At 67.4% G+C, this 22715-nt stretch carries 18 protein-coding genes; 5 read left to right on the forward strand and 13 right to left on the reverse strand.

Annotation, left to right across the window (positions count from 1 at the left end; translation table 11 throughout):
• Positions 1-838, forward strand: an 838-nt coding sequence (locus LC060_RS20310) for a polysaccharide pyruvyl transferase family protein (protein WP_226638526.1), incomplete at its 5' end; no start/stop codon positions are given.
• Positions 839-997: 159 nt separating this feature from the next.
• Here LC060_RS20310 and LC060_RS20315 read toward each other — a convergent pair.
• Both LC060_RS20315 and LC060_RS20320 read right to left on the reverse strand, forming a co-directional pair.
• A complete protein-coding gene (locus tag LC060_RS20315; RefSeq protein WP_226638527.1) occupies positions 998-3319 on the reverse strand; it encodes a TonB-dependent receptor in 2322 nt (773 codons plus the stop codon).
• A gap of 204 nt (positions 3320-3523) precedes the next feature.
• The gene (locus tag LC060_RS20320; protein ID WP_226638599.1) at positions 3524-4705 is read right to left on the reverse strand and encodes a capsule biosynthesis protein; all 1182 of its coding nucleotides are present in this window, start codon (positions 4703-4705) and stop codon (positions 3524-3526) included.
• A gap of 442 nt (positions 4706-5147) precedes the next feature.
• Between LC060_RS20320 and LC060_RS20325 the strand changes: the two genes are divergently transcribed.
• Positions 5148-6533, forward strand: a complete 1386-nt coding sequence (locus tag LC060_RS20325; protein ID WP_226638528.1) for an LTA synthase family protein — start codon at positions 5148-5150, stop codon at positions 6531-6533.
• Here the strand turns inward: LC060_RS20325 and LC060_RS20330 are convergent.
• Positions 6530-7267 (reverse strand): SDR family NAD(P)-dependent oxidoreductase, encoded by a 738-nt coding sequence (locus LC060_RS20330; RefSeq protein ID WP_226638529.1) that lies wholly within the window; start codon positions 7265-7267, stop codon positions 6530-6532. The two genes, LC060_RS20325 and LC060_RS20330, sit on opposite strands and share 4 nt — an antisense overlap.
• A 138-nt stretch (positions 7268-7405) precedes the next feature.
• On the opposite strand from LC060_RS20330, the gene LC060_RS20335 reads away from it, so the two are divergent.
• Positions 7406-8020, forward strand: coding sequence for a sterol desaturase family protein (locus LC060_RS20335; RefSeq protein ID WP_226638530.1), 615 nt, complete (start codon positions 7406-7408; stop codon positions 8018-8020).
• A gap of 143 nt (positions 8021-8163) precedes the next feature.
• Here LC060_RS20335 and LC060_RS20340 read toward each other — a convergent pair whose 3' ends face one another.
• From LC060_RS20340 to LC060_RS20360, 5 genes are read right to left on the reverse strand one after another with little or no spacing between them, the layout of a single operon-like run.
• Positions 8164-9357 (reverse strand): glycosyltransferase family 4 protein, encoded by a 1194-nt coding sequence (locus LC060_RS20340; protein WP_226638531.1) that lies wholly within the window; start codon positions 9355-9357, stop codon positions 8164-8166.
• Positions 9354-11105: a beta-3-deoxy-D-manno-oct-2-ulosonic acid transferase gene (locus LC060_RS20345; RefSeq protein ID WP_319005461.1), complete on the reverse strand. Its 1752-nt coding sequence runs from the start codon at positions 11103-11105 to the stop codon at positions 9354-9356. The genes LC060_RS20340 and LC060_RS20345 overlap by 4 nt, the downstream gene beginning before the upstream one ends.
• On the reverse strand, positions 11102-11716 hold the full coding sequence (locus tag LC060_RS20350) for a histidine phosphatase family protein (protein WP_226638533.1): 615 nt from the start codon (positions 11714-11716) through the stop codon (positions 11102-11104). The genes LC060_RS20345 and LC060_RS20350 overlap by 4 nt, the downstream gene beginning before the upstream one ends.
• Before the next feature lie 43 nt (positions 11717-11759).
• Positions 11760-12659, reverse strand: a complete 900-nt coding sequence (locus LC060_RS20355) for a 3-deoxy-manno-octulosonate cytidylyltransferase (RefSeq protein ID WP_226638534.1) — start codon at positions 12657-12659, stop codon at positions 11760-11762.
• A 10-nt stretch (positions 12660-12669) separates the two neighbouring features.
• On the reverse strand, positions 12670-13620 hold the full coding sequence (locus LC060_RS20360) for a KpsF/GutQ family sugar-phosphate isomerase (protein ID WP_226638535.1): 951 nt from the start codon (positions 13618-13620) through the stop codon (positions 12670-12672).
• Between the two features lie 252 nt (positions 13621-13872).
• Between LC060_RS20360 and kdsA the strand changes: the two genes are divergently transcribed.
• The gene (gene kdsA, locus LC060_RS20365) at positions 13873-14715 is read left to right on the forward strand and encodes a 3-deoxy-8-phosphooctulonate synthase (protein ID WP_226638536.1); all 843 of its coding nucleotides are present in this window, start codon (positions 13873-13875) and stop codon (positions 14713-14715) included.
• Between the two features lie 4 nt (positions 14716-14719).
• Here kdsA and LC060_RS20370 read toward each other — a convergent pair whose 3' ends face one another.
• The 5 genes from LC060_RS20370 to LC060_RS20390 form a co-directional block, all read right to left on the reverse strand.
• On the reverse strand, positions 14720-15439 hold the full coding sequence (locus LC060_RS20370) for a hypothetical protein (RefSeq protein ID WP_226638537.1): 720 nt from the start codon (positions 15437-15439) through the stop codon (positions 14720-14722).
• A gap of 1 nt (position 15440) precedes the next feature.
• The gene (locus LC060_RS20375; RefSeq protein WP_226638538.1) at positions 15441-16985 is read right to left on the reverse strand and encodes a putative bifunctional diguanylate cyclase/phosphodiesterase; all 1545 of its coding nucleotides are present in this window, start codon (positions 16983-16985) and stop codon (positions 15441-15443) included.
• Positions 16986-17059: 74 nt separating this feature from the next.
• Positions 17060-17974, reverse strand: coding sequence for a 3-keto-5-aminohexanoate cleavage protein (locus LC060_RS20380; RefSeq protein WP_226638539.1), 915 nt, complete (start codon positions 17972-17974; stop codon positions 17060-17062).
• Positions 17975-18082: 108 nt separating this feature from the next.
• Complete coding sequence (locus LC060_RS20385; protein WP_226638540.1) at positions 18083-18691, reverse strand: hypothetical protein; 609 nt, start codon at positions 18689-18691, stop codon at positions 18083-18085.
• Positions 18692-18831: 140 nt separating this feature from the next.
• A complete protein-coding gene (locus LC060_RS20390) occupies positions 18832-19938 on the reverse strand; it encodes an ROK family transcriptional regulator (protein WP_226638541.1) in 1107 nt (368 codons plus the stop codon).
• Between the two features lie 157 nt (positions 19939-20095).
• On the opposite strand from LC060_RS20390, the gene LC060_RS20395 reads away from it, so the two are divergent.
• Positions 20096-22603: a TonB-dependent receptor gene (locus LC060_RS20395; protein ID WP_226638542.1), complete on the forward strand. Its 2508-nt coding sequence runs from the start codon at positions 20096-20098 to the stop codon at positions 22601-22603.
• Positions 22604-22715: the final 112 nt, after the last annotated feature.

Raw genomic sequence — 22715 nt, forward strand, 5'->3', positions numbered from 1 at the left:
GCGGGTCCCGGTGGTCAAGTGCGCGCAAGCCATGGGACCGTTCCGCAGCCGGGTGAACCGGCTTGCCGCAAGGGCGATCCTGCCGCGCATGCGGCTCATTGTCTCGCGCGGGCGGATTACGCATGGGCACGTCGAGGCCTTGGGTATCCGCCCGCTGCAGCGCGGAGCGGATCTTGCCTTCACGCTCGAGCATGCGCCGCACCGCGCCGAGGCGACACCGAACGAGGGTCTCGTGGGCTGCGCACCCTCGGTGGTGATGCACAAGAAGATCGATGCCGCTGGCGGCGATTACGTGGCCGAGATGGCCCAGTTCATCACCTACCTTGTCGAAAGCGGCAGGCAGGTGGTGCTGTTGCCGCACTCGGCACGCGCCCACACCAGCGCGAGCCACAACAACGACCTGCCGCTGTGCCGCAGCATTCACGCAGCTCTTGCTCCGCACGTGCGCACCGCGACCCGCTTCTCCAACATGGAACTGTCGGCGCGCGAACTGCGCACGGTCATCGCGGGATGCGATGTCTTCGTGACCAGTCGTTTTCACGCGATGGTCTCGGGCCTCGCGACCGGCACTCCGACCTTGGTGCTGGGATGGAGTCACAAGTATGTCGAGGTCCTGGAAATGTTCGGGGCCGAGGACTTTGCCATCGCGCATGGGGACTATTCCCAGGAGTGCCTGCGTTCGCGCTTCACATCCTTGTGGCAGAACCGCGAAGCCATGGCGGCAAGACTGCGCGAAGCACTGCCAGGCGTTCGCGCGGTGGCCGAACAGCAACTTGATGCGATCGCCCAGGTCCTGGGTGCGGGAGCGGCCAGGCCACAGCGAACGGACGGTGTCTAGATCGTCTGCGGGTCAGGTGGATTTACCTGATGGGGCAAGAACCGCTCCAGGAAGGCCCTGCCCCGGTTCCCCGGAATGGTTCGGGGGAGGGGGTCCGGAAATGGGAAGGGCGCGGCCGGAGATATCCCGGCCGCGCCCTTGCTGTGCGTTCGCGTGGGATCAGAACTCGTAGCCGACCGTCACGCCGTAGGTGCGCGGCGGCATGAGCGTGCCGCCGATGGTGCGGCTCGTCGCGACGGCATAGCTGCCGCCCCAGACCAGCTTGTCGAAGACGTTCTTGACCCAGGCGTTGACCGAGAGCTTCCCGTCCGAGTGGCGGTAGCGCACGTTGGCATCGACCATGGTGTATCCATCCTGCGCGAGGCGGTCGTCGTTGAACTCGGTGTGGTACTGCTTGGCGCGGTAGGCGATGTTGGTGCCCAGTTGCACGTTTGCGCCGCTGTCGAGCGGGATGCGGTAGGTCGGGTTGAAGTTGAACACCCACTTCGGGCTCATGCGGGTGTAGTTGCCCGAGAGGTCCGAAGGCGCGACCTGGCTGCCGCCGGGGCCGAACAGGTTCGGGTCGAGCGGGTCGGTCGAGAAGAAGTCGGTGAACTTGGAATTGAGGTAGGCACCCGAGAGATCGAGCATGAGCTCGGGCGTCGCCTGCCAGCGGAACTCGACTTCCGCGCCATAGGCGCGCGAGGCCGCCGCGTTGTCGAGCGTGCTGGCGAAGAAGGGCGGGTTGGGGATCGGGAAGGAGCGCTGGAACTGCCCGTTCTTGAGCTTCTGGTAGAAGACCGCCAGGTTGCTCTGCAGCGTTCCGGCCGAATACTTGATGCCGCCTTCGAAGGCCTCGACCTTTTCCGGGTTCACGAAGGGTGTTTCGGCTCCCGGCACGCGGCGCGAGCCGATTTCGGCGGTGCCCGACTTGAAGCCGCGCGACCAGTTGAAATAGACCATCACGTCGTCGCCGGGGCGGTATTCAAAGCCGGCGGACGGCGAGAAGTCGGTCCACGACTTGCTGGTGTCCCACTGCAGCGCATCGAGGTTGAAGCCGGTCGCTGCCGTGCCGATGCCGGTGTTGTTGGCAAGGTGGCGCTTCTCCCACGAGTAACGGCCCCCGACCTTGACCGAGAATTCGTCGGTGAGGTCATAGGTCGCGTTGGCAAAGACCGCCCAGGTCTCGACCCCGAGCTTGCCGTCGAACTGGACGCGGAAGGGGTCGGTGTTGGTGAGCACGTCGAAACCGATGTGGTTCTCGACCCGGATGTTCTCCTTCAGGTAGAAGGCCGCGACGATGGCGTGCAGGCGGCCGGTCTCGATGCTGGCCTGGATTTCCTCGCTGAACTGGTTCTGCCAGACCGGCTGCCAGTGGTTGGCGCTGGTCTGGACCGCGCCGGTTTCGGCGAGCGGGAAGCCCAGGTAGCTCGACATGTCGAAGTCATGGAAGAAGTACGCGCGGAAATTGCGGTATGAGGTCAGCGACTTGACCGAGATCGCGTCGCTCGCATCGTAGTTCAGGATGCCGGTGAAGGCGTACTGCTTGCGATCATTGATGGGATCGAAGTTGGTGTTGAGGTTGCGCACCTTGCTGGCAAAGCTCGCCTGGCTGCCGTCGGCGTTGGTGCGCTGGCCGAGCGCGGTGAGGCTGGGCACGGTGGTGCCGGGGAACGATAGCTCCCGGAACTTGATGGCAAGCGCGTGGTCGTCCTCGGTGTGCAGCTCGCCGGTCAGGAGCAGCGAGAGCTTCTCGGTGGGCTGCAGCATGAGGTGGCCGCGCACCGACCATTGATTGGCGTTGTCGATGTCGTTGCCGGTGTACTCGTTGTAGCCATAGCCCTCGCGGTCGATGCGCTGGACGGCGAGACGGGCGAGGATGCCATCGGTGATCGGGCCACTGATCGCCGCGTCGGTCTGCAGCAGGAAGGCATCGCCGCCGATGGTCTGGCGCACGTAGCCCGAGAGGTACTCGGTCGGCTTGGCGGTGATCAGGTTGACCGCGCCGCCGGTCGCGTTGCGGCCGTAGAGCGTGCCCTGGGGACCGCGCAGGACCTCGACGCGCTCCAGGTCGAACATCGAGCCGAGCTGGGCCTGGGGCAGCGAGACGACGACGCTGTCGACGTGCAGCGCGACGGACGGATCGACGCCCGGCAGCGAGCTCGACAGGCCGATGCCGCGGATGAAGAGCTTGGCGAAGTTGAAGTCGTTGCCGAAGCTGATCGAGGGGACCAGCGTCTGCAGGCCTTCAAGCGACACGGTGTTGTTGGCGGCAAGCTGCTCGGTGTTGACGGCTGCGACCGAGAGCGACACATCCGAGAGCGCCTGCGCGCGTTTTTGCGCGGTCACGATGATCTCGGTCGAACTGACGGTTTCCGGCACCTGGGCGGTCTGCGCCTCGTCTTGTGCGAGGACCGGCTGCGCCGCGAGGGCCAGAGCCGTGGAACAGGAAATCACGCTGGCGCGCGCCATCAGGCGTGCGGATGCACGAGCAATAGTCATCAGGAACCCCTCCTTGAACCGGACACTTTGCGTGTCCTTTGCGCTCTACTTGGCGCTGCCTGTCATTTAGGCGATTCGAGGGGGGTAATCAACAAGATTATAATGAGTAATAGCAATGACCGAGAAGATTAGCAGGCTAATTAATCGTTCAGAAGCAAGTATCTAAGCAGAACAAGATGTTGCTCTCATGTGGCGAGGGCGCTTCTACTCGGGTAGCAGCGCCTTGCCTTCGAAGCGGGCGACGGCGTGGCGCACCACCTTGTCAAGCGCCTCTTGCGAAAAGAACCCGCCCGGGATCAGGCAGCGCTCGATCAGGACCCGGCGAAAGGCCGCGAAGGTTTCGGGATCGGGCGCGACCGGATTGGTCCAGAACGCGTCGAGCCCGTCCTGGCAGGTAATGTCGGGAATGTCGTAGACGGCATGGCCAAGCACCACCACGGGGGTGCCGAGCGCCAGCGCGAGCGTGCCGCTGGTGCTGTTGATCGTGACCGTACCGCGCGCGCGGGCCGCGACCGGCACGATGTCGCCCCAGCCCATGTAGTCGACCCGGTCGGCAACTCCGAACAGCGCGGCAAGACTGGCGGTTTCCTCGCGCCAGTTGCGCACGCCGTTGTCGAGAGGATGCTCCTTGACGACGAGACGGGCCTCGGCGGGCGCGTTGCGGGCGAAGGATTCCAGCACCAGGCGCAGCGCGTCGGCGACCCCGGCGAAGGGGGAATGCAGGCGGATCTGCGCGTCGCTGTCGAGCTGGAGCGGGAACAGGAAGTAGGGCGTCGGATCGACCTGGAGGCGTTCGATCAGCGCGGTTGCGCGCGCGCGCTTGCCCTTGCCGCGCAGAAGCTTGCGCAGCCAGCCCATGCCCTCGACCAGGGGGTGCCAGGGGCGGTGGTTGGTCCAGTGCGGGTAGGCGCGACGGGTGAAGACATCCGCGCAGTTGTAGAGCAGCCCCTCCAGCGCGCGGCGCCGGAACGAGGAGGGCACCTGCCTGTGCTCGGGAACCGGCGGCAGCGCGGCGGCGGTCGTGCGGTACCAATCGGGATCGCGGGGCAGCAGCGAGTGGCCGTTGACCCCGCCCAGTTCGAGCGTGACCCAGTCGGGCCGGATGTAGCCTTCCTCGAAGACATGAACGGGAATGTCGAGCTCGCGGCAGACCGCGGTTGCGGCAAGGTGGTGGACGCGGCAGTCGCCGAACAGGACGACGTCGGTCACCGCCTTCTCCTGGAGGATCGTGCGCAGCTGTGCGGGCCAGTCTTCCAGCGAGCCACGGTATTCGATGCCGCCGGGCAGGCGCCAGAACAGGCGGTCCCCGCCGTTGAAGTTGACCTTGTGGACGCTATGTCCCTGGCGCAGCAATTCCTGGCCGAGGCGGCGGAAGAGCGGGCCCATGAGCCCTTGCAGGAGCAGCACGCTGCGGGGGGGCGCCTCTGCCGCCTGCGTATCTTCCTGCTTTGGGGCCTGCTCCCGGGCCTGCTCCCGGGATGCCTGCCCTGCCACGACGGACTGCGCAGCCTGTTTCTGGGTCGAGATAAACATGTCTGCCCCCCGTTACGCCTCTCGTTTCGCGAAACCAAGAACCGTCATAAACGGTTCATCGAATTAGACGGGGACAGTGCGCTGCAGCCTTGACCAGGCGTCAAACAGGACGCACCAGCCTTGCCACGATGATCGACACTTGCTCCCCTGCCTGCAGATGAGTTCCTTGCCCCTGATTCTAGCCGGGTTGGCCCTTCTTGCCGGGACTTTCCTGCTCGATGCCCTGGTACGTCCCCGGCGCGTGGATGGGCTGCGTCCCTGGCGTTCGGGGCGGGGCAGCGCGCTGCTTCTTTTAATGAGCTTGATGGTTTGCGGACTGTTTCTGGCGCTCTGCGGGAATGTCCTCGTGTCCGCGGTGCTGACCCTTGCGCTGCAGGCGCTCCTGGCGCTGGCGTCGAACGCGAAGCGGGCCATGCTGGGCGAGCCGCTGCTGTTCTCCGACCTTGCCCTGATCGGCGCCATCTTTCGCCATCCCCAATTCTATCTTTCCGCGCTTCGGGGCTGGCAGAAGCTGGCGATTGCGCTTGTCGCCGGGGCGCTGGTGGTGGCGCTGGCCTGGCTCTTCGTGCCCGATCCGGCCGCCCACGTGTGGGGGGCCGGGCTGGCGCTGGCGAGTTGGGCCGTGCTGGTGATGGCGCTGCGCAGCGCGCCGTACCGGGCCCTCGCGCAGGAGCCCGACGCGGCGGCGGATGTGGCGTGCCATGGCCTCGTGCCGACCTTGCTCCTGCACTGGCTGCGCTGGCGGGCGAGCGCGGACCCGGTCCCGTGCCTCGCGCCGGCGCGCCTCCCGGCCCATGCCGATCCGGACCATCCGGCGCCGGACCTTGCCGGGCCTGAGCTGATCGTGGCGGTGCAGTGCGAATCCTTTGCCGATCCGGCCGAACTGTTCGCCGATCCGGCCATGGCCCTTCCGGGCCTGGCCACAGCGCGCGCGCAGGCCTGGCAGTGGGGCGATCTGCAGGTCAGCGGATTTGGGGCTTATACCATGCGCACCGAATACGCCGTCCTTTTCGGGCGCGAGGAGGCGGCGCTGGGCTTTCGCCGCTTCGACCCGTTCCTGACCGCGCTGCGCGAGACCTCGTACGCGCTTCCCCATCGCCTGGGAACGCACAGCTGGCGCAGCCTTTTCGTGCATCCGCACGACATGCGTTTCTATGGCCGCGACCGGATACTGCCAGCGGGCGGCTTTGCCGAACTGGTGGGCGAGGAGCGCTTCGATCCGCCGGGGCCTGGTGAGGGACGCTATGTCCACGATGCGGCGATCACGCGCGAACTGCTGGAACAGGCCCGCCGCGCGCACGGACCGACCTTGCTCTATGCGGTGACGATCGAGAACCACGGGCCCTGGTCGTCGGCCAAGGGCAACCGGGCCGAGCATCTTGTGGAGGGGTATCGCGAACTGGTGGGCAAGGGGGATGCGATGCTGACCGAACTGACCGCCGGGCTGGCCGCCTTGGAGCGGCCCGCGATGCTGGTCTTCTTCGGCGACCACCGGCCCAGCATTCCGGGCGCGAGCGAGCCGGGCGGGCCGCGCCACACGCCCTATGTCGTGCTGCGCTTCGATGGCTCGGGGCAGGTCGTGCCCGGAGCGAACCGACGCCGTGACCTGACCCCGGCGGCGCTGCATCACGCGATCCTCGAAGGCGCACTTGGGCGCGAACGGGACGGGGCCCGAACCTAGGGCGCCATGGCGCGCAGCAGACGCGCACGCACGGGGCCCGGCAGCACGCGGTCGACGAGGTGGAGAACGCGGAAGATCCACGGGGTTACGTAGGAACCCTTTCCCGCACGGGCAGCCTGGGCAATGCGCCGCGCGGCTTCGTCCACCTCCAGCAGCATTGGGGGGGCACCTGGCGCCTCGCGCCGGCCGGGTGTCGCGAGGAAGCCCGGGACCGCGAGCGTGACCTGGACGCCGCGCGGCGCCACGGCGATGCGCAGCGCTTGCGCGAAGCGGGCAAGCCCGGCCTTGCTGGCCGCATAGGACGCGGCGAAGGGCAGCGCATGGTGGCCTGCCGCCGAACCGATCAGGACGATGCGCCCAGTGCCGCGCTCGGCCATGCGCGCGGCGAGCGCGCTTGCCAGGGCGGCGGGCGCGGCGAAGTTGACCTGGGCGAGGCGCAGGACCTGCTCGGGCGGCTCGACCCATTGCCCCGGCGCGCAGGTGTCGCCGAGCCCGGCGACGAGGTAGGCCACGGCGATGGGGGCCCGCGCATCTTCGGCGCACAGCGCGGCCACGGCGTTCGAGGTGTCCTCCAGATCTTGCGCGAGGACGCCCACCTTGGCCCCGGCTTCGCGGCAGGTTCGGGCGATTTTCTCGAGTTTGGCGGTATCGCGTCCCCACAAGGTGAGTTCGACGCCGGGCGCGGCGTGCAAGCGGGCCAGGGCCCCCCCGAGGTGCCCGGACGCGCCGGTCACAAAAATCCGTTTCAGATCAGATGTATAAATCAAGTTGGTATCACTTCTGAACTTATCCGTATGTCCAATAACAATCTACCCGAACACGTACGGATATCGCTTGACAGGGACACTGCCCTTCTGTCCAGACTTGGGGCAATGAACAAAGGACCCGTCTCGAACGATACACGCCTGCGTCTCTTCCAGAATGCCTGGCTGGAGAGGCTTACGGTGGTGTCCGCATTCTGGTTCGGCCTGACCTGGGCGGTGCTGTTGCCGCTGATCGGACTTGCCGGGTGGGGGGCGGTCGGACCGCTGACGGGGCTGGGCCTCGTGGCGCTCGGCCTCGCCGTGTGGAGCCTGTTCGAGTACGCGATGCACCGCTACCTGTTCCATTGGCAGACGCAGATCGCTCCGATCCGCTGGGTGGTTTTTCTGATCCACGGGAATCATCATGAACAGCCCGACGATCGGCTGCGCAATCTTATGCCTCCGATCCTGAGCATTCCCATTGCGCTGTGCGTCTGGGGTGTTTTCGCGCTCGTCATGGGCAGGGCGAGCGCCTGGCCGTTCCTGGGCTTCATGATGGGCTACGTGGCCTATGACCTCGTGCACTACGCCTGCCACCAGTGGCCGATGCGCGGGCGCCTGGGCCAGGCGCTGAAGCGCCACCACATGCGCCACCACCATATCGACAAGCACGCGAACTACGCCATCACCGCGATCTTCTGGGACCGCGTCTTCGGCAGCGACGTGCGCTCGTTGAAGCGCTAGAGGTGAAGTGATTCAAGGGGCTATCGCCCCTTGGCTCCCAAATGGGCGACCTCGCCTTTCTCAGCCAAGGCGGCGCGCGAACGGTGTGCCAGACCGTTCGGGGAGCCCGAGGGCATTGGCCCTCGCAAACCGTATCTCCTACTTCAACTGCGCAAACTCTCGATGGCCCGGCGCGCGACCTTCATGTGGGCGCTCCAGTCGGGCGCGTGCCAGTCGGGCAGACGCTGCATCTGCGCCCGGTGAAGATCGCCGCGTTCCGCATGGTCCAGGATCGCCGCGCGCCAGCCCGGCCCGTCGAGCGGATCGCGGTAGTCCGGCACGTGGCCGCCCACTTCACGGTGCGCGGCGATGTCGCTGGCAAGGACCGGGGTGCCCACGCTCAGCGCCTCGGCGATGGGCATGCCGTAGCCCTCGGCAAAGGAGGGCATGAGGAGCGCGCGCGCACCGCGCAGCAGGGCCGCCAGTTCGGCGTCGGGGCAGCCGTTGATCTCGGTGACGTGGGGTTTGAGCGCGTCGCAGCGCTCCAGCAGGTCGAGGATCTGCTCGTTCTCCCAGCCCCTGCGGCCAACCACGACGAGGCGCGGTATCTGCTCAGCGGGAAGGGTTTCAGCCATCTGGCGCCAGAGGTGGAGCAGCAGCAGGTGGTTCTTGCGCGGCTCGATCGTGCCCAGGCACAGGAAGTAGGGCCGCGCGTCCGCAAAGGTGTGGGCCGGGGCCTGCGCGACGGGCTCGGTGCCCAGCAACGCGACGTGGATCGGGGGCACGGCCTTGCCCTGCTGCTCGGTCCAGCGCGCAAAGGAGGCTCCGGTCGCGGCCGAGTTGACGATGACGGCCTCGGCGTGGCGGGCCAGCGTCGTCATGCGCCGGGCATGGAGCGCGGCGCCGCCGGGCCGGGCATACTCGGGAAACTCGATGGGGATGAGGTCATGGACCAGCGCGAGCATCCGGGCGCGTTCGCGCGACAGGATGCGCCGCACCTGTTCGGTCCGGGTCAGGTGGTGGGGGGAAACCTGGACATAGACACCGCCAGCACCGATCCCGCGCCGGGTGGGACGCAGCGCCCTCAGCCAGGGCAGAACCGAGATGAACGAACGCTGGCGCACGCTCTCATGGTCCTCAGCCCAGCGCCGTTCAAGTTCGTCGAGGTAGGCGAGCGCGGCCGGGCGCTGCAAGCGGCCATAGACCCCGGTGGGATGGACGGCAGCGAAGCTCAGTGCCTCGTCGTAGTGGGCGAGAAGCCCGCGGGCATAGGCCATTTCCACCCGATCCACTCCCGAGGGCGTCACGTGGCGCACGCGCGAGATGAGACGCGAGATGTCGAGAATGAGATCGGTCATGGCCGGGGGCTCCTGCCGTGGCCTCCAAAGCGGCGGCGCAGCGCGGCCATGGCGCGCCCCTGTGCGCGGCGCACCGGGGCGATCCAGCCCTGGCGGTTGACCGCGCGGTTGCCCGCCATGCGCGCGACGAGCGTTTCGGGCGGGCAGGGCAGGCCGGTTATGGGGTCCAGATAGCGCGGATAGAGGATGAGGACGCCGGCCACCAGCTCCTCGCGGGTCAGCGTGCGCCCGCGTCGCTGTGGGGTGGGCGCGAGGTCACAGGTGAGACCCCATCCGGCGTAGAACGGCGTGCCGTGGCAGGTGACCTCGCGCCCGCGCATCAGCGCTTCGAAGCCGGTAAGCGAGGTGAGCACATGAACCGCATCCACCGCATCGAGGAGGGCCGCCATGCTGCCACCGCGCACGATGTGGTTGGCGTACTGGCGCGCCCTGTCGTCGTCGATCGCGCCCACGCGGTGCCCGGCATCGACGTCGGGATGGGGACGCCACCAGATCTCGGCGTCGGGCTCGGCCGCCCGCACGCGGCGCAGCAGTTCGAGGTTCGAGGCCAGGCCATGGCCGCCTGCACGCACCGACATGTCATCCTCGACCTGGCCCGGGACGAGCACCACGCGGCGACCGGCCTGGCGCTCAGGGAGGGCGGCGCCGTCCTTGCCCGCGCCGTACTTGCTGATCCCGGCGGCGAGGATCGTGTCAGACAGCTTGCGGGCCCGTTCCAGAAGCTCGGGCGGGAAGGCATGGGTGGCGAGAATGTCCTCGAGGTCGCTCGGTTCGCTCGGGTCGAAATGGATGCCGCGTCGGTCGACGACGATCGAGGACGGGGGGACAAGGTTGCTGCCAAGGCCTACCGAGCGCACGAAACCGTCCTCCACGCGTACGAGGGGAACGCCCTTGGCACGCGCTTCGGCGAGCAGGGCGTCCGACACGCGCGAGGGCCAGATGGCAAGCGCGCCGCCTGCCCGGTGCGCGGCGGCGAGCGCCTTGCGCGGATCGGAGAGGATGCGCAGGCGATGCTCGGGCGTCCACAGGAAGCGCCGGATCTCGGCGCGCTTCCACCAGGCCATGCCGCAGGCGGCGACCAGCCCCTGGCCCTTGTCGCCCCGGTTGGCGTCGATGACCTGGCGCCAGTTGGCCAACACGGCGAGCGCGGCCTCGGTGGTGAGTTCGCCCTCGCCGAAGGGATCGTGCAAGGGGATCGAGAGGAGCTGCGCGGCGCGGGCATCGAGCGCCTCGTCGCTGTCGCCCGGCACGCCGAAGACACCGGCGGACAGCACCGTGACGGGGACAGTGGCAACGCGGGCGAGTGCGATCCATTCGTCGTCACCGTGGGCGTGCAGGTGCCCGGCCCCGAGCAGGACCGACCAGGGATCAACCTCGTCGCGCCACTGGGCGCGTGCGCCCTTGGCAAGGGCTTCGAGCGCGGGATGCAGGGCCGTGTCGGGGGCGATCCACAGCGCGCCCTGAGTTCGTGCCGCTTCGGTGCGCGCTTCGGGAGCCAGCAGCGGCAGGTCGGCCATCGTGCGCGGGCGAAGGATCACGCCGGGGGCACGTTCGAGCCCCGCCGGAGGCAGCCAGAAGGCGCCGCCGACCCGGGCCGCGCAGACCGTTGCGAAAAGCTGGCTGCGCGCCTCTCCTGTGGCGACCTGCGACAATGGGGGCACGGCGGGGCGCGTGCCTGTCTCCGGCGCGAAGCCGGGGAAGGGGGGAACGCGCAGGAGCGCGGGCGAGGAACCGTGCGGCGCGCTCACGGACGCGTGCCCCATTCGCGCAGTTCCAGTGTGCCGCGCTCGCTGCAGGAAATGACACCGTAGCCGCCGGTCGGCAGCTTCATCGAGGGCAGGGCGCGCGCGGCCTCGGCCAGGGCGGGATCGGCGAGGAGGGCAAAGCGCGCCGCGCCGTTGCTGGTGACGAGCAGTGTCGGGCCGTCCTCGTGGCGGGATTGGGCAAAGAGCACGCGCCAGGCGGCCTTGCGCGTTTCGGCCTCGACCTGCCAGTCGGGAGGGGCAATTGCATCGCGGTCCCAGGCGGCGAGGGCATCGCCGCCGATGCGCGCACGGATGGCCTCGTCGGTGGTGTCTTCGTCGGGCCCGTGGTCGATCTCGCGCAGGAACTCGGCGCTTCGTGGCAGGGCTGGCGCGCCGTCCTGACAGCTGAGAATGGCCGCTGCGGTCTGGCGGGTGCGGGCGAGCGGGGAGACGAAGGCGCGGCGGAAATGCAACCCGAGTGCGGCAAAGTGGGCGCCCAGCGCCTCAGCCTGCGAGGCGCCTTTCGCGGTCAGCGGCAGGTCGGTGCGGGCGCCGATGCGGCGCGGGGTTTCCCCGGCTTCGAAGGTGTTGCCATGACGGACGATAATGAACATGTCCCTTTGCGCCTAACGTCTTGTGCGCGCGGCGCAAGGTGGTTCAGCTTCGGGCAGGCTCGGACACGGGCCCGGACTGGGGCCCCGACTGAGGCTGGGCCGGGAAGGGATCACCCAGGCGCGCAATGGCGTCCTCGGCGAGGGCCATGTCCTGCGGCGTGTCGACGCCGGAAAGGGCATGGCGCGGGGGATCGACCTCACAGGTGGCGATTGTCCACCCGTTCTCGAGAAAACGCAGCTGTTCGAGACCTTCCAGCTTTTCGTAGGTGCCTTGCGGGGCCTGTGCGAACCAGTCGAGAGCCCTCTGGGTATAGGCGTAGAGCCCCAGGTGCTGCCAGACCGGCGACAGGGGAGACGCGGCGCGCAAGGCGTCTTCGTCACGCAGGGCCGGAAGGATCGACTTGGAGAACCACAGGGCCTGTCCCTTTGCATCGCGCACGCAGGTGGTGCCGCTGAAGGGCGCGGTTTCCTTGTGCGCGCGCAGCCGGTCGAGGCGCTCCCAGTCGAGGCGGTAGACAGGCGTTGCCACGTCTGCCGTGCCTTCGCGCAAGGTCGCGATCAGACCGGCGATGGTGGCGGGCGGAATGAAGGGGGCATCGCCCTGCAGGTTGATCACGCGTGCGGGCGGGGCGTCCTGAAGCCGTGCGGCGGCGGCCGCGCGCGCGGAGCCGGAGTTGAGCTCGGGCGCGGTCATGGCTACCTGCGCGCCGAGGTCGCGGGCATGGGCGGCGATGCGGGCATCGTCGGTCGCGACAACCACGCGGCAGTCCCCGGCGAGGCCGGCAGCGGCCGTGGCGTTCGCCAGCACACGTTCGAGCAGCGTGCGTCCGGCAATTTCGAGCAGGGGCTTTCCGGGCAGGCGCGTCGAGCCGAAGCGCGCGGGCACGACGATGAGATCGCCCCCTTGCGCGGAGACGGGAAAGAACGCGCGGGGCCCGTTCACGCCCATGGTGTCAGGCCCGCTCGACGCCGAGTTTGACGATGTCGTGCATGTGGATGATGCCCACGAGCTTCTCCAGCTGGGTGACGAAGAGCACCGAGACCGCGCTTTCGTTCATCAGCGCCAGGGCGTCGCTGCACAGGCGGGCGGCGTCGATCGTCACCGGGCTGTGCGTCATGTGGGCGGCGATTTCCTCGTGGAGGTCGTGGACGGCGATGCAGCGGCGCAGGTCTCCATCGGTAAAGGCCCCGACCAGGCGCTCTTCGGCATCGACCACGGCGGTGCAGCCGTAGCGCTTGCGATTCATCTCGATCGTGGCGCCCATGATCGTCGCGGAGGTGGTGACCTTGGGGACCGAATCGCCGATGCCCATGACGTCCCCGACCGTGGCCAGCTGCGCGCCGAGCCGTCCACCGGGATGGAACATGCGGAAATCGTTGGACGAAAATCCGCGCGCCTCGATCAGGGCAACGGCGAGGGCATCGCCCAGCACGAGCTGCAGCGTGGTCGAGGAGGTGGGCGCCAACTCGTTCGGACAGGCTTCGCGCACACGCGGCAGTGCGAGACAGATGTCCGCCGCGCGTCCCGCGGTGCTGTCCGGGAAGGCCGTCGCCACGACGAGTGTCACCCCGTAGATGCGGCAGAAGTGGAAGATGTCGTCCAGCTCGCGCGTTTCCCCCGACCAGGTGATCGCGAGGACCACGTCCTTGGGCGAGATCACGCCGAGGTCTCCGTGGCTCGCTTCGCCGGGATGCAGGTAAAGCGCGGAGGTGCCGGTCGAACGCATGGTGGCCGCGATCTTGCGTGCGACATGTCCGCTCTTGCCCATGCCGGTGATCACGACGCGTCCCGTCGTGGTCGAGAAGGCATGGATCGCCTTCTCGAGAGCCGCACCCAGATCCGGGTTGGCGAGGGCGCTCTTGAGCGCGACGAGGCCTTCCATCTCGATATCGAGAGTTTTCATCGCAGAAAGGGTGTGCCGGGACGGCACGACTTCGTTCTTCATACGTCGCAGCAACTCTTCATTTGTGCAATTTGCCACGACTTGTCTGCAAACTGTTGGAAATTTGCGTCGACATGGGAGCAATTGCCTCGATCGGAATTCTTCTTCAAAGGGAGAGACGGAAACGATGCTCTTCGACCTTGAACGCCCGAAGTGCAAGTTTACAATCGTTAATCTGGTGCAAATTTTTCGCGCCGTGCGAACAGGTTAGTCATGATCCTTTGTGGACATAAAATTACGGCAGGAAGCCCGCTCTTCGTCATTGCAGGGCCCTGCGTCATCGAGAGCGAGGCCCATACGCTGGCGGTGGCCGAAACGCTCGCCAATGTTGCGCAACACCTTGATATTCTTCTTATTTTCAAGAGTTCCTTCGACAAGGCAAATCGCAGTTCCGACGCCTCGTACCGGGGGCCGGGGCTTGAGGACGGCCTGCGTATCCTCGAAAAAGTGCGCAGCGAGACCGGCCTGCCGGTGCTGACCGACGTCCACGAGCCAGCCCAGGCCGCGCCCGTGGCGGAGGTCGTCGACGTGCTGCAGACGCCCGCGTTTCTCGCTCGCCAGACCGATTTCATCGCGGCCGTTGCGGCCACGGGCAAGCCGGTCAACATCAAGAAGGCCCAGTTCATGGCGCCGGCCGACATGCAGCACGTGGTGACCAAGGCCCGCAATGCGGCGCAGGCCGCCGGCCATGACGGCGAGAACGTGATGCTGTGCGAACGCGGCACCTCGTTTGGCTACAACACGCTCGTCTCGGACATGCGCGGTCTCTCGATCATGGCCGAGACCGGCTGTCCGGTGGTGTTCGACGCGACCCATTCGGTGCAGCAGCCGGGCGGCCTTGGCACGCGTTCGGGCGGGCAGAGCCAGTACGTGCCGCTCCTCGCGCGCGCAGCGGTGGCGGCCGGGGTCTCGGGGGTGTTCATGGAGACGCATCCCGATCCTGCCAACGCGCTGTCGGACGGGCCCAATGCCCTGCCGCTCGACCGTTTCAAGCCTTTGGTGGCCAAGCTTCAGGCGATTGATGCGCTCGTCAAGGCGGATGCGGGCGCGGCCTGACAGGCTAGAATTCCCAGTCGGTCTCGAAGCGCAGCTGAAAGCCCGGAGCCCGGTCCGTCAGGGGCGCGAAGAGGCCTAGTTCGAGGGCCGGGCCATCCTTGCCCAGGCCCACCACCAAGACGGGGCCGGCAAAATGGCTGCCCGCGCCTTCGCCGATGAAGCTGCCGCCCGCTTCCAGGCCGAGCAGGACGCGCCCGCCAAGGTCACGGTCGGCGCGCAGGGCCCAGAACAGCCCGACATCGTCCCACGCGCCCGGCTCGGTCGAGAGGATGGCGTTGGCGGCGATGTCGAAGGGTCCCTCGCGCACCTCGGCGATGAAGAAGGTCTCGGAGCCCAGGGCGCCGCTCGTACTGTCGATCTCGAGCGAGGGCTGAATGCCGAGGCCTACCGGGACTTCTTCGGGGTCAAGCAGGGTCCAGGTGGCCTGCAGGCCGATCGTGGTGAGTTCCAGCCCGGTGCCATGAACACGCTGCGAGCCGAACTCGATACCCAGTTGCATGCGCTCGGAAACGGCGTGTTCGAAGGTGGTCTTGAACAGGTCGCCGTGCGGGTCGGCGCGGCGCACGAGGATGAGCTGTGTCTCCACCTCGGTCTCGCCCGGCTCGGCGTCGAGCCGCTCGACCTGGTCGACCTGGCCGTTCTCGGCGTGGGCGGGCCGTGCGGGAAGGGTGGCAAGCGCCAGCGCCAGCAGGGCCCACGCGGCCCCCGCGCACCGGGAGGCCATCTCAGGCGGCCTGGCCGGTGGAGCGCGGGAGAAGCCGGGTCTCGGGCTGGGGGGCCGGACGGCCATAGAGATAGCCTTGCCCGACATCGCAGCCAAAGCCGAGGAGGTCGGCCTCGTTCTCGATCGATTCCACCCCTTCGACCGTGACGCGCAGACCCAGGTTGTGGGCCATCGCGGTGATCGTGCGCACGATCGTCTGCGAGGCCGGGTTGTCGGCAAGATCGGTGATGAACGAACGGTCGATCTTGAGCTTGTCGAAATGGAATTCGCTGAGGTGGCGCAGCGAGGAATAGCCCGTGCCGAAGTCGTCGAGCGCCATCTGGATGCCCAGTTCCTTGAACTGCGCGATGACGATGCGCGCGCGTTCGAGATTGGAGACAAAGGCGCTCTCGGTGATCTCGATGTCGAGCTGGCCGGGCGGAAAGCCCGTTTCCTCCAGCACCTGGCGGGTGCGTTCGACCAGCGTGTCGTCTTCGAACTGGATGGGCGAGAGATTGATGGCAAGGCGTGTGGCGGGCGGCCAGGGCCGGGCGGCGGCACGGCGCAGCATGGCAAAGTAGATCTCGCCGATGAGGCCGCAGTCCTCGGCAATCGGGATGAACTCGTCGGGCAGGCGCAGGGTGCCGTCCTGGAGGCGCCAGCGGGCGAGGACCTCGTAGCCGTTGATACAGCCCTCGGTCAGCGAGACGAGGGGCTGGAAGAAGGGTTCGATCCGCTCCTCGGCCAGGGCTTGGCGCAGATCGCGCTCGATCTGGGCGCGGCGGAAGGCGGCAAATTCCATGCCCTCCTCGAAGAAGGCAAAGCCATTGAGCCCCTTGCCCTTGCAGCGGTACATCGCCGCATCGGCGCGGGCGAGGACCTGGTCGGGGGTGAGCCCGGGCCGGTCGACCAGCGTGACCCCGATCGAGGCGCCGACGAGCGAAGAACCGTGGTCGAAGACGAAGGGGCGGGCAAAGCTCTCCGAGATCGTCTCAACACGGTGGATCAGTTCGTCCTGCCGCGTGGGGCCCTGGAGCAGGACCACGAATTCATCGCCGCCCAGGCGCGCGACGAGGGCGTCCGGGCCGCCCGTCTCGCGCAGGCGGGCGCCGGTGTCGAGCAGCAGCCGGTCGCCCGCCGCGTGGCCGTAGAGATCGTTGATCGACTTGAAGCGGTTGACGTCGACCAGCAGCACCGCGACCGGCGCGTCGGGAGTGGCCTTCTCCAGCGCGCGGCCGATCTCATGCTCGGCGTGGCGACGGTTGGGCAGGCCCGTCAGTGGATCGTGGCGGGCAAGGGCATGGGCCTTTTCCTCCGCCTCGATCCGCCGGGCCAGTTCGGTGCGCGCTTCGGCAAGGCGTCGCCAGGCAAAGATCCCCATGGCAATCGGCATGACCATGAGCACGGTCAGGCCCTCGTCGATCTCCAGGTTCTCGTGCCGGTCGGAGAAGTCGACGATGTACTCGAAGGCCTCCGCCCCGATGAACACTGCCAGCAGAACGAGCGCCAGCCCGAAGATGATGGCGGCGTCGCGCGCGCTGGGGGTGGAGGAGAAGGGCAGGTGCATCGCGGCCTCGTGGTGAGACCGCTGCGGATAGCCCTTGCGTGTTTAAGGCCTGGTGGGAGGACCCCCGCGCAGGACTACGTAGGCGGGGCGAGGCCAAGCATGTCGCGCGCTTCGCCCGGGGTGGCGATCTCCAGCCCCAGCTCGGTGGCGATGCGCCGGGTGCGCGCGACAAGCTGCTCGTTGGTGGCCAGCTCGCCGCGCCGGTAATAGAGGTTGTCCTCCAGACCCACGCGCACATGGCCGCCCAGCAGCATGGCCTGGGTGGTGGCGGGAAGCTGCGCAGGGCCGATCGCCGAAACGCAGAAGATCGATTGCGGCGGCAGCGCGGCGATCATCGCGGCGAGGACATCGTGGCTGTAGGGCATGGCGCCCTGAAAGCCTTTGTCCGCGCCCAGCACCATGTTGATGTAATAGGGCGGTTTGTCGTAGCCCTTCTCGATGAGGCGGGTCACGTCCTGCAGGATATGGGTGGGGCTGAACACCTCCCACTCGGGCTTGATGCCCCTTTCGACCATGCGCTTGACCAGCGTTTCGCAGCGGCTTGGCGGGGTGACGACGACGATTTCCTTGCCGCCGTGGACGTCGCAGAAGGTCATGCCGTCGAAGGTCGCCATTTCGGCGCCCGCCTCGCAGCCCTTGAGACGCTCTGCAAAGTCGCTTTCGTAGAGGCCATCGCCCCGATCAATCAGCATGTCGCCGCTCGATCCGCCGCCGGTCGAGTTGTTGATGATGATGTCGCACTCGGCGCGGATGCGCTGGTTGATGTCGCGGTAGATGGCATCGTTGCAGGTCGCGCCGTCGTCGGGGCGGCGGGCGTGGAGCGCGGCGATGGCCGCGCCTTCGCGGTGGCTCGCCGCGACCGAGGCGGCGATCTCGGCGGGCTGGGTGGGCAGGTGCGGGCTCTGGCTCTTCGCAGCCATGCCGCCGGTTGGCGCGACGGTGATGATGAGCTTGCGGTTGAGCGATGAATCTCGGCTGCCGTGGGGCATCGGGCCTCTCCTCTTGCGTCCTGTTTTCAGGTCTTCGCGCAGCACCTTACACGATCGTGGAGGACAAGGCCCGGACCAATCGGCAGGCCGAGGCGGATTTCTGGCCCGCTAGTTGACGATGGTCTCGAGGCGGTAGCTGGCCGTTTCCTCGCGCCGGGCGGCGCTGCGCATCATGAAGACCCGGATGCGGTAGTCGCCCGATTTCTGCGCGACGCCCTCGTACTGGTCCCCGGCCGAGGCGCCCGCGAAGATCGCGACGACGCTCTCGCCCGGTTCGAGCAGGTTGAAGTAGGTCGCGGTGTGCTTCGTGGCGAGCGAGATATTGAGGGCTTGCCCGGCCTTGACGCCAAGGAGGTAGTCGACGCTGTCGTAGCCGGTGATCGATCCTTCCTCGATGGCGCTGGAGGTGCCCGGCGCAAAGCGGATGCGCTTGGTCGTCATGCCCTCCTCGCGCGCGGAGGTGCCACTTGGCGGCGAGGCGGCGGGAGGCGGTGTGGGCGGGGCGCTGGCCGGTGTCGCGTTGAGCGGTGGCGGCGTTGCGATCCCGGCGGCTGTGTCGTCTGCGCTGGAGGCCGGGGAGGGGGCCGGGATCGGGTCGAGGGCGCTGTCGGTTACCGTGGCCTCTTCCGGCGCCTCGCCCGAGGGGGAGCACGCGGCAAGGGTGGTCGCGGCAAGAGTGGTCAGTGCGACCTGCGTGGACATGCTTCGAAATGGCATGGGGGTTCCTCTCCTTTGCACCTTGCGGGCGGCACGCCCTGGGCGCTTGGCCCGGTCCAGACTTCGCGCTTGGGACTCCCGATGCAATCGGCAAAACCCGCCATATCTGGCAGGATTTGTCTGTGCGTGTGGGATGGGGCTCAGCTGGCGATGGCGTGCAGGGGGAGCATGGCCGCGCCCAGCGTGACGGGCGATCCCTCGAGGCGCGAAACCTCCAGCGGTGGGCGGCGGGCGTCGATCATGGTGGCAAGCGGCGCATTGCAGAGGCGCGCGTGGAGGCCTTCGAGCAGCGCGCGCGGCAGGGTTCCGGCGAGCACGATGGCGCCCGGATCGAACCAGGCAAAGGCGGTGCTGACGAGGATTTTGAGCTGCGTAGCCGCGCGGTCCATCCAGCGCGCAATGACCGGCGCCTGGCGGGGCGAGGCGGGGTCGATGTCGTCCAGAGACGCCAGCGCGAGGCCCTCGGCGCGCAAGAGGCCCAGAAGGTCGAGTGGGCTCGGGCGCGGCGCGTCGAGGGGATAGAGGCAGCCGATCTCGCCCGCAGCGCCATGCTGGCCGCGCAAGGGGACGCCGTCCACGATCAGCCCCGCACCGATCCCGAACCCCAGCAGCAGCACGGCCAGATGCGACATGTCGCGCACGCGCCCGGCCGCGTAGAATTCGGCGAGTGCGGCGCAGTTGGCGTCGTTCTCCAGCCAGATCGGCCAGTTGAATTCGGCCGCCAGCAGGTCCCTCAGTGGCACGTCGCGCCAGCCCGGCAGCGCATCGACCGCGTGCCAGTGTGTCCCCTCGCGCGTCATCGGCGGGCCGGGAACGGCCACGCCAATGCCCAGCATGCGCCGCCCCAGGAGGCCATGCTCCTCGACCAGTTCGTGCACCAGCTTGCGCACCCTCTGGGCAAAGTCGCGGGGCGTCATCGGCGCGACCGTCTCGTGGTGGCGGGCGATCGGGCTTCCGGCGAAGTCGACCAGCGCCAGGTCGAGAATGCCCTTGTGCGCGCTCGCCCCCACCGCGAAGCCGCCTTCGGCCGCGATGGCGAGCGGGACGGCGGGGCGGCCGCGTCCCGCCGCCGTGCCCTCGGGGCGTTCGTGGAGCAGGCCGAGCGCGAGAAGCTCGCGCGAGAGCTTGGTGAGGTAGGCCGCGCTGAAGTCGAGCGCCTGGGCCAGCTGGGTGCGCGAGGCGGGCCCGGTGCGCCGCAGCTGGTCAATCAGCTGGCGTTGATCCTTGTCGAGGCCATGTCCGTTCATCGCCGCGTCTCCCTGCCGTTGCCCACGTGGAGAGTCGCGGAATAGTCATATTTTTTTATTTTTCAAAAAATATTTAAATGGGTCACAAAGCGCCGTCACAGGGCCCCTCGTCACCGCGCGCCGCCTGCGCTGCGGACTGTCGAAACGTGAGGGGTATATGCTGAAAACCGATCTCGTGCGCTCCAGCGCGCTTGCTGCCTTGAGTGTGGGCCTGATGGCCGGAATGTGCGCGCCGGCGCTGGCCCAGACCGCGCCTGTCGCCACGGCCGATGCGGCGGCCACCGGCGCTGTACAGAGCGGCTCGGACACGATCATCGTCACCGGTTCGACGCGCGCGGAACGCCGCTTCGATGTGTCCTACGCGGTCAACACGCTGGATGATGAGGAAATCGCCAAGATCGCGCCGGTCAACCTGGCTGACCTGGTGGGCCAGGTTCCCGGCTTCCAGACGGAGATCACCGGCGGCGAGGTCCAGAACATCTACCGTGTGCGCGGTCTGCCCAGCGACGGTGTCACCAGCTTCCAGCAGGACGGCCTGACCGTCTTTCACGAGAACGACGGCTACTTCTGGCGCGGCGATGCGGCGATCAAGTACGACCTGATGACCGAGCGCGTCGAAGTCGTGCGTGGCGGTCCGGCGCCGATCTACGCGAGCCGTTCGGGCGCGATCGTCAACCAGATCACGGTGACCGGCAGCGACGTCTCGCGCGGCAAGGCGCAGGTGACGCTGGGCGACACCGGCCTCTACCGGCTTGACGCCATGCAGTCCGGCCCGCTGGGCGAAGACACCTACTACGCCATCGGCGGTTTCCTGCGCCATCATGACGGCTACCGCGACAACGGCTTCCCCAACGACCGGGGCGGTCAGGTGCGCGCCAACATCAAGCACGATTTCGACAACGGTTCGGTCAAGGTCACGGCGAACTACGTCAACGATCACAATGTCTTCTACCTGCCGATCCCGATTTCGGACCCGCGCGATCCCTCGGTCTCGCTCGATCCCTATATCGACTACTTCAAGGGCACGATGAACTCGCCCGCGTTCCGCAACGTGAACCTGCGCTACCAGGACGGGAATGGGAACCTGCAGAGCCGCACCGGCGACCTCGCCGATGGCCGTCACATGCGCCTGTTCAACTTCGGGGTGCAGTACGAAGGCGACTTCGATGGCTGGCTCGTCTCGGCCAAGGCCGGGTACACGCAGGGCAAGCTGGATTTCGATGCGTTCTATTCGACCACCAACCCGGCCGATGCGGACGAGTTTGCGGCCGGTTACGCGGACCGCGCGAGCGCGGCCTGGGGCGCTCCGGCCTCGCTCGGCTATGTGCTGGCGGGCACGAACACGGCCTATGACCCCTACGGCGATTCCGGCCTCGTCATGCAGGGCCAGTACCGCAACGTCGCGTCCAAGTTCTATTCTGCGCAGGGTGACCTCTCGGTCGCCAAGCGCTTCGACACCGGCATCGGCAGCCATGACCTGAAGGTGGGCGTCTACGCCAGCGCCTATGGCGAGGACAAGTTCCAGCTCTACCAGAACTACCTGATCCAGGTGGCTGGTCAGCCCGCGACGCTCGACCTTGTGGCCTATGACGCGCAAGGCGGCGTGATGGGCCGGGTGACCGACAACGGCGCGCTCAATGTCGCGGCCACGCTCAACGCAGGCGATAGCGATGGCACCGTCATCGCCTTCTACGCCAACGACACCTGGGAATTGGCGCCGGGCCTGCGCATCGATGCGGGCATCCGCCACGAGCGTTACAGCTTCGATGGCTGGGCCGCGAACACCGTCCAGGTCAACCTGGGCGACGATACGACGCTGGCCGACGACATGACCCGCGCCTTTGACGGCACCATCGTCAATGGCGGCCTGTCACCCAACGCGACCAACTGGACGGTGGGCGCGAACTACGACTTCTCTTCGCAGGTGGGCATCTATGGGCGCGCCTCGCACATGGAGACGCCCAACAACGTGCAGGTGGCGATGTCGATCAACCCGACCATCGCGACCACCAAGATCGACCAGTTCGAGGCCGGGCTCAAGCTCGCCTTCGGGCAGTCCTATCTTTATGTCACGGGCTTCTACACCAATTACGATCCCTACAACGCCTCGTTCCTCGCCTTCGACCCGACCACGGGCCGCAACGACGTGAACGTGCCCTTCGTGGGCGAGGCGCAGGTCAAGGGCATCGAGTTCGACGGCGCCTTCAAGCCTGTCCCTTGGTTCACGCTCAACGCCGCGCTGACCGTCAGCGACCCGCAGTACAAGAACTTCCAGAACACCAACGGCGCCGATCCCGAACTGGCTGAAGGCAAGCAGATCACCCGCCAGCCCAAGGTCTACGGCAACATCCGTCCCAGCTTCGACTTCACCGCGGGCGAGACCGACATCTCGGTCTATGGGCGCTATACCTACCAGTCCAAGCGCTACGTCGACATCTACAACAACACCGCGCTCCCGTCCTTCGGCACCGTGGGTGCGGGCGTGACGGTGCGCCACGGGCGCTGGTCGGCGCAGGTCGTGGGCGACAACCTGTTCAACGAGAAGGGGCTGACCGAGGGCAACACCCGCACCGACTCGATCAGCGGGCAGGGCAGCTCCGAGGCCATCTACGGCCGCCCGATCTTCGGGCGCAACGTGCGCCTCATTGTCGGCGTGGAGTGGTAAGGGTGGTTCGGACGGCCCCTTTGGCCCTGGCGCTGGCGGGCGTTACGGCCCTTGTCGGAACCCTCCCCCTCGCAACCCTCCCGGCACATGCCGGGGCGGTTCGCGAAGGAGC

The sequence above is a fragment of the Novosphingobium profundi genome, from assembly GCF_020524485.1.
Taxonomy (GTDB): domain Bacteria; phylum Pseudomonadota; class Alphaproteobacteria; order Sphingomonadales; family Sphingomonadaceae; genus Novosphingobium; species Novosphingobium profundi_A.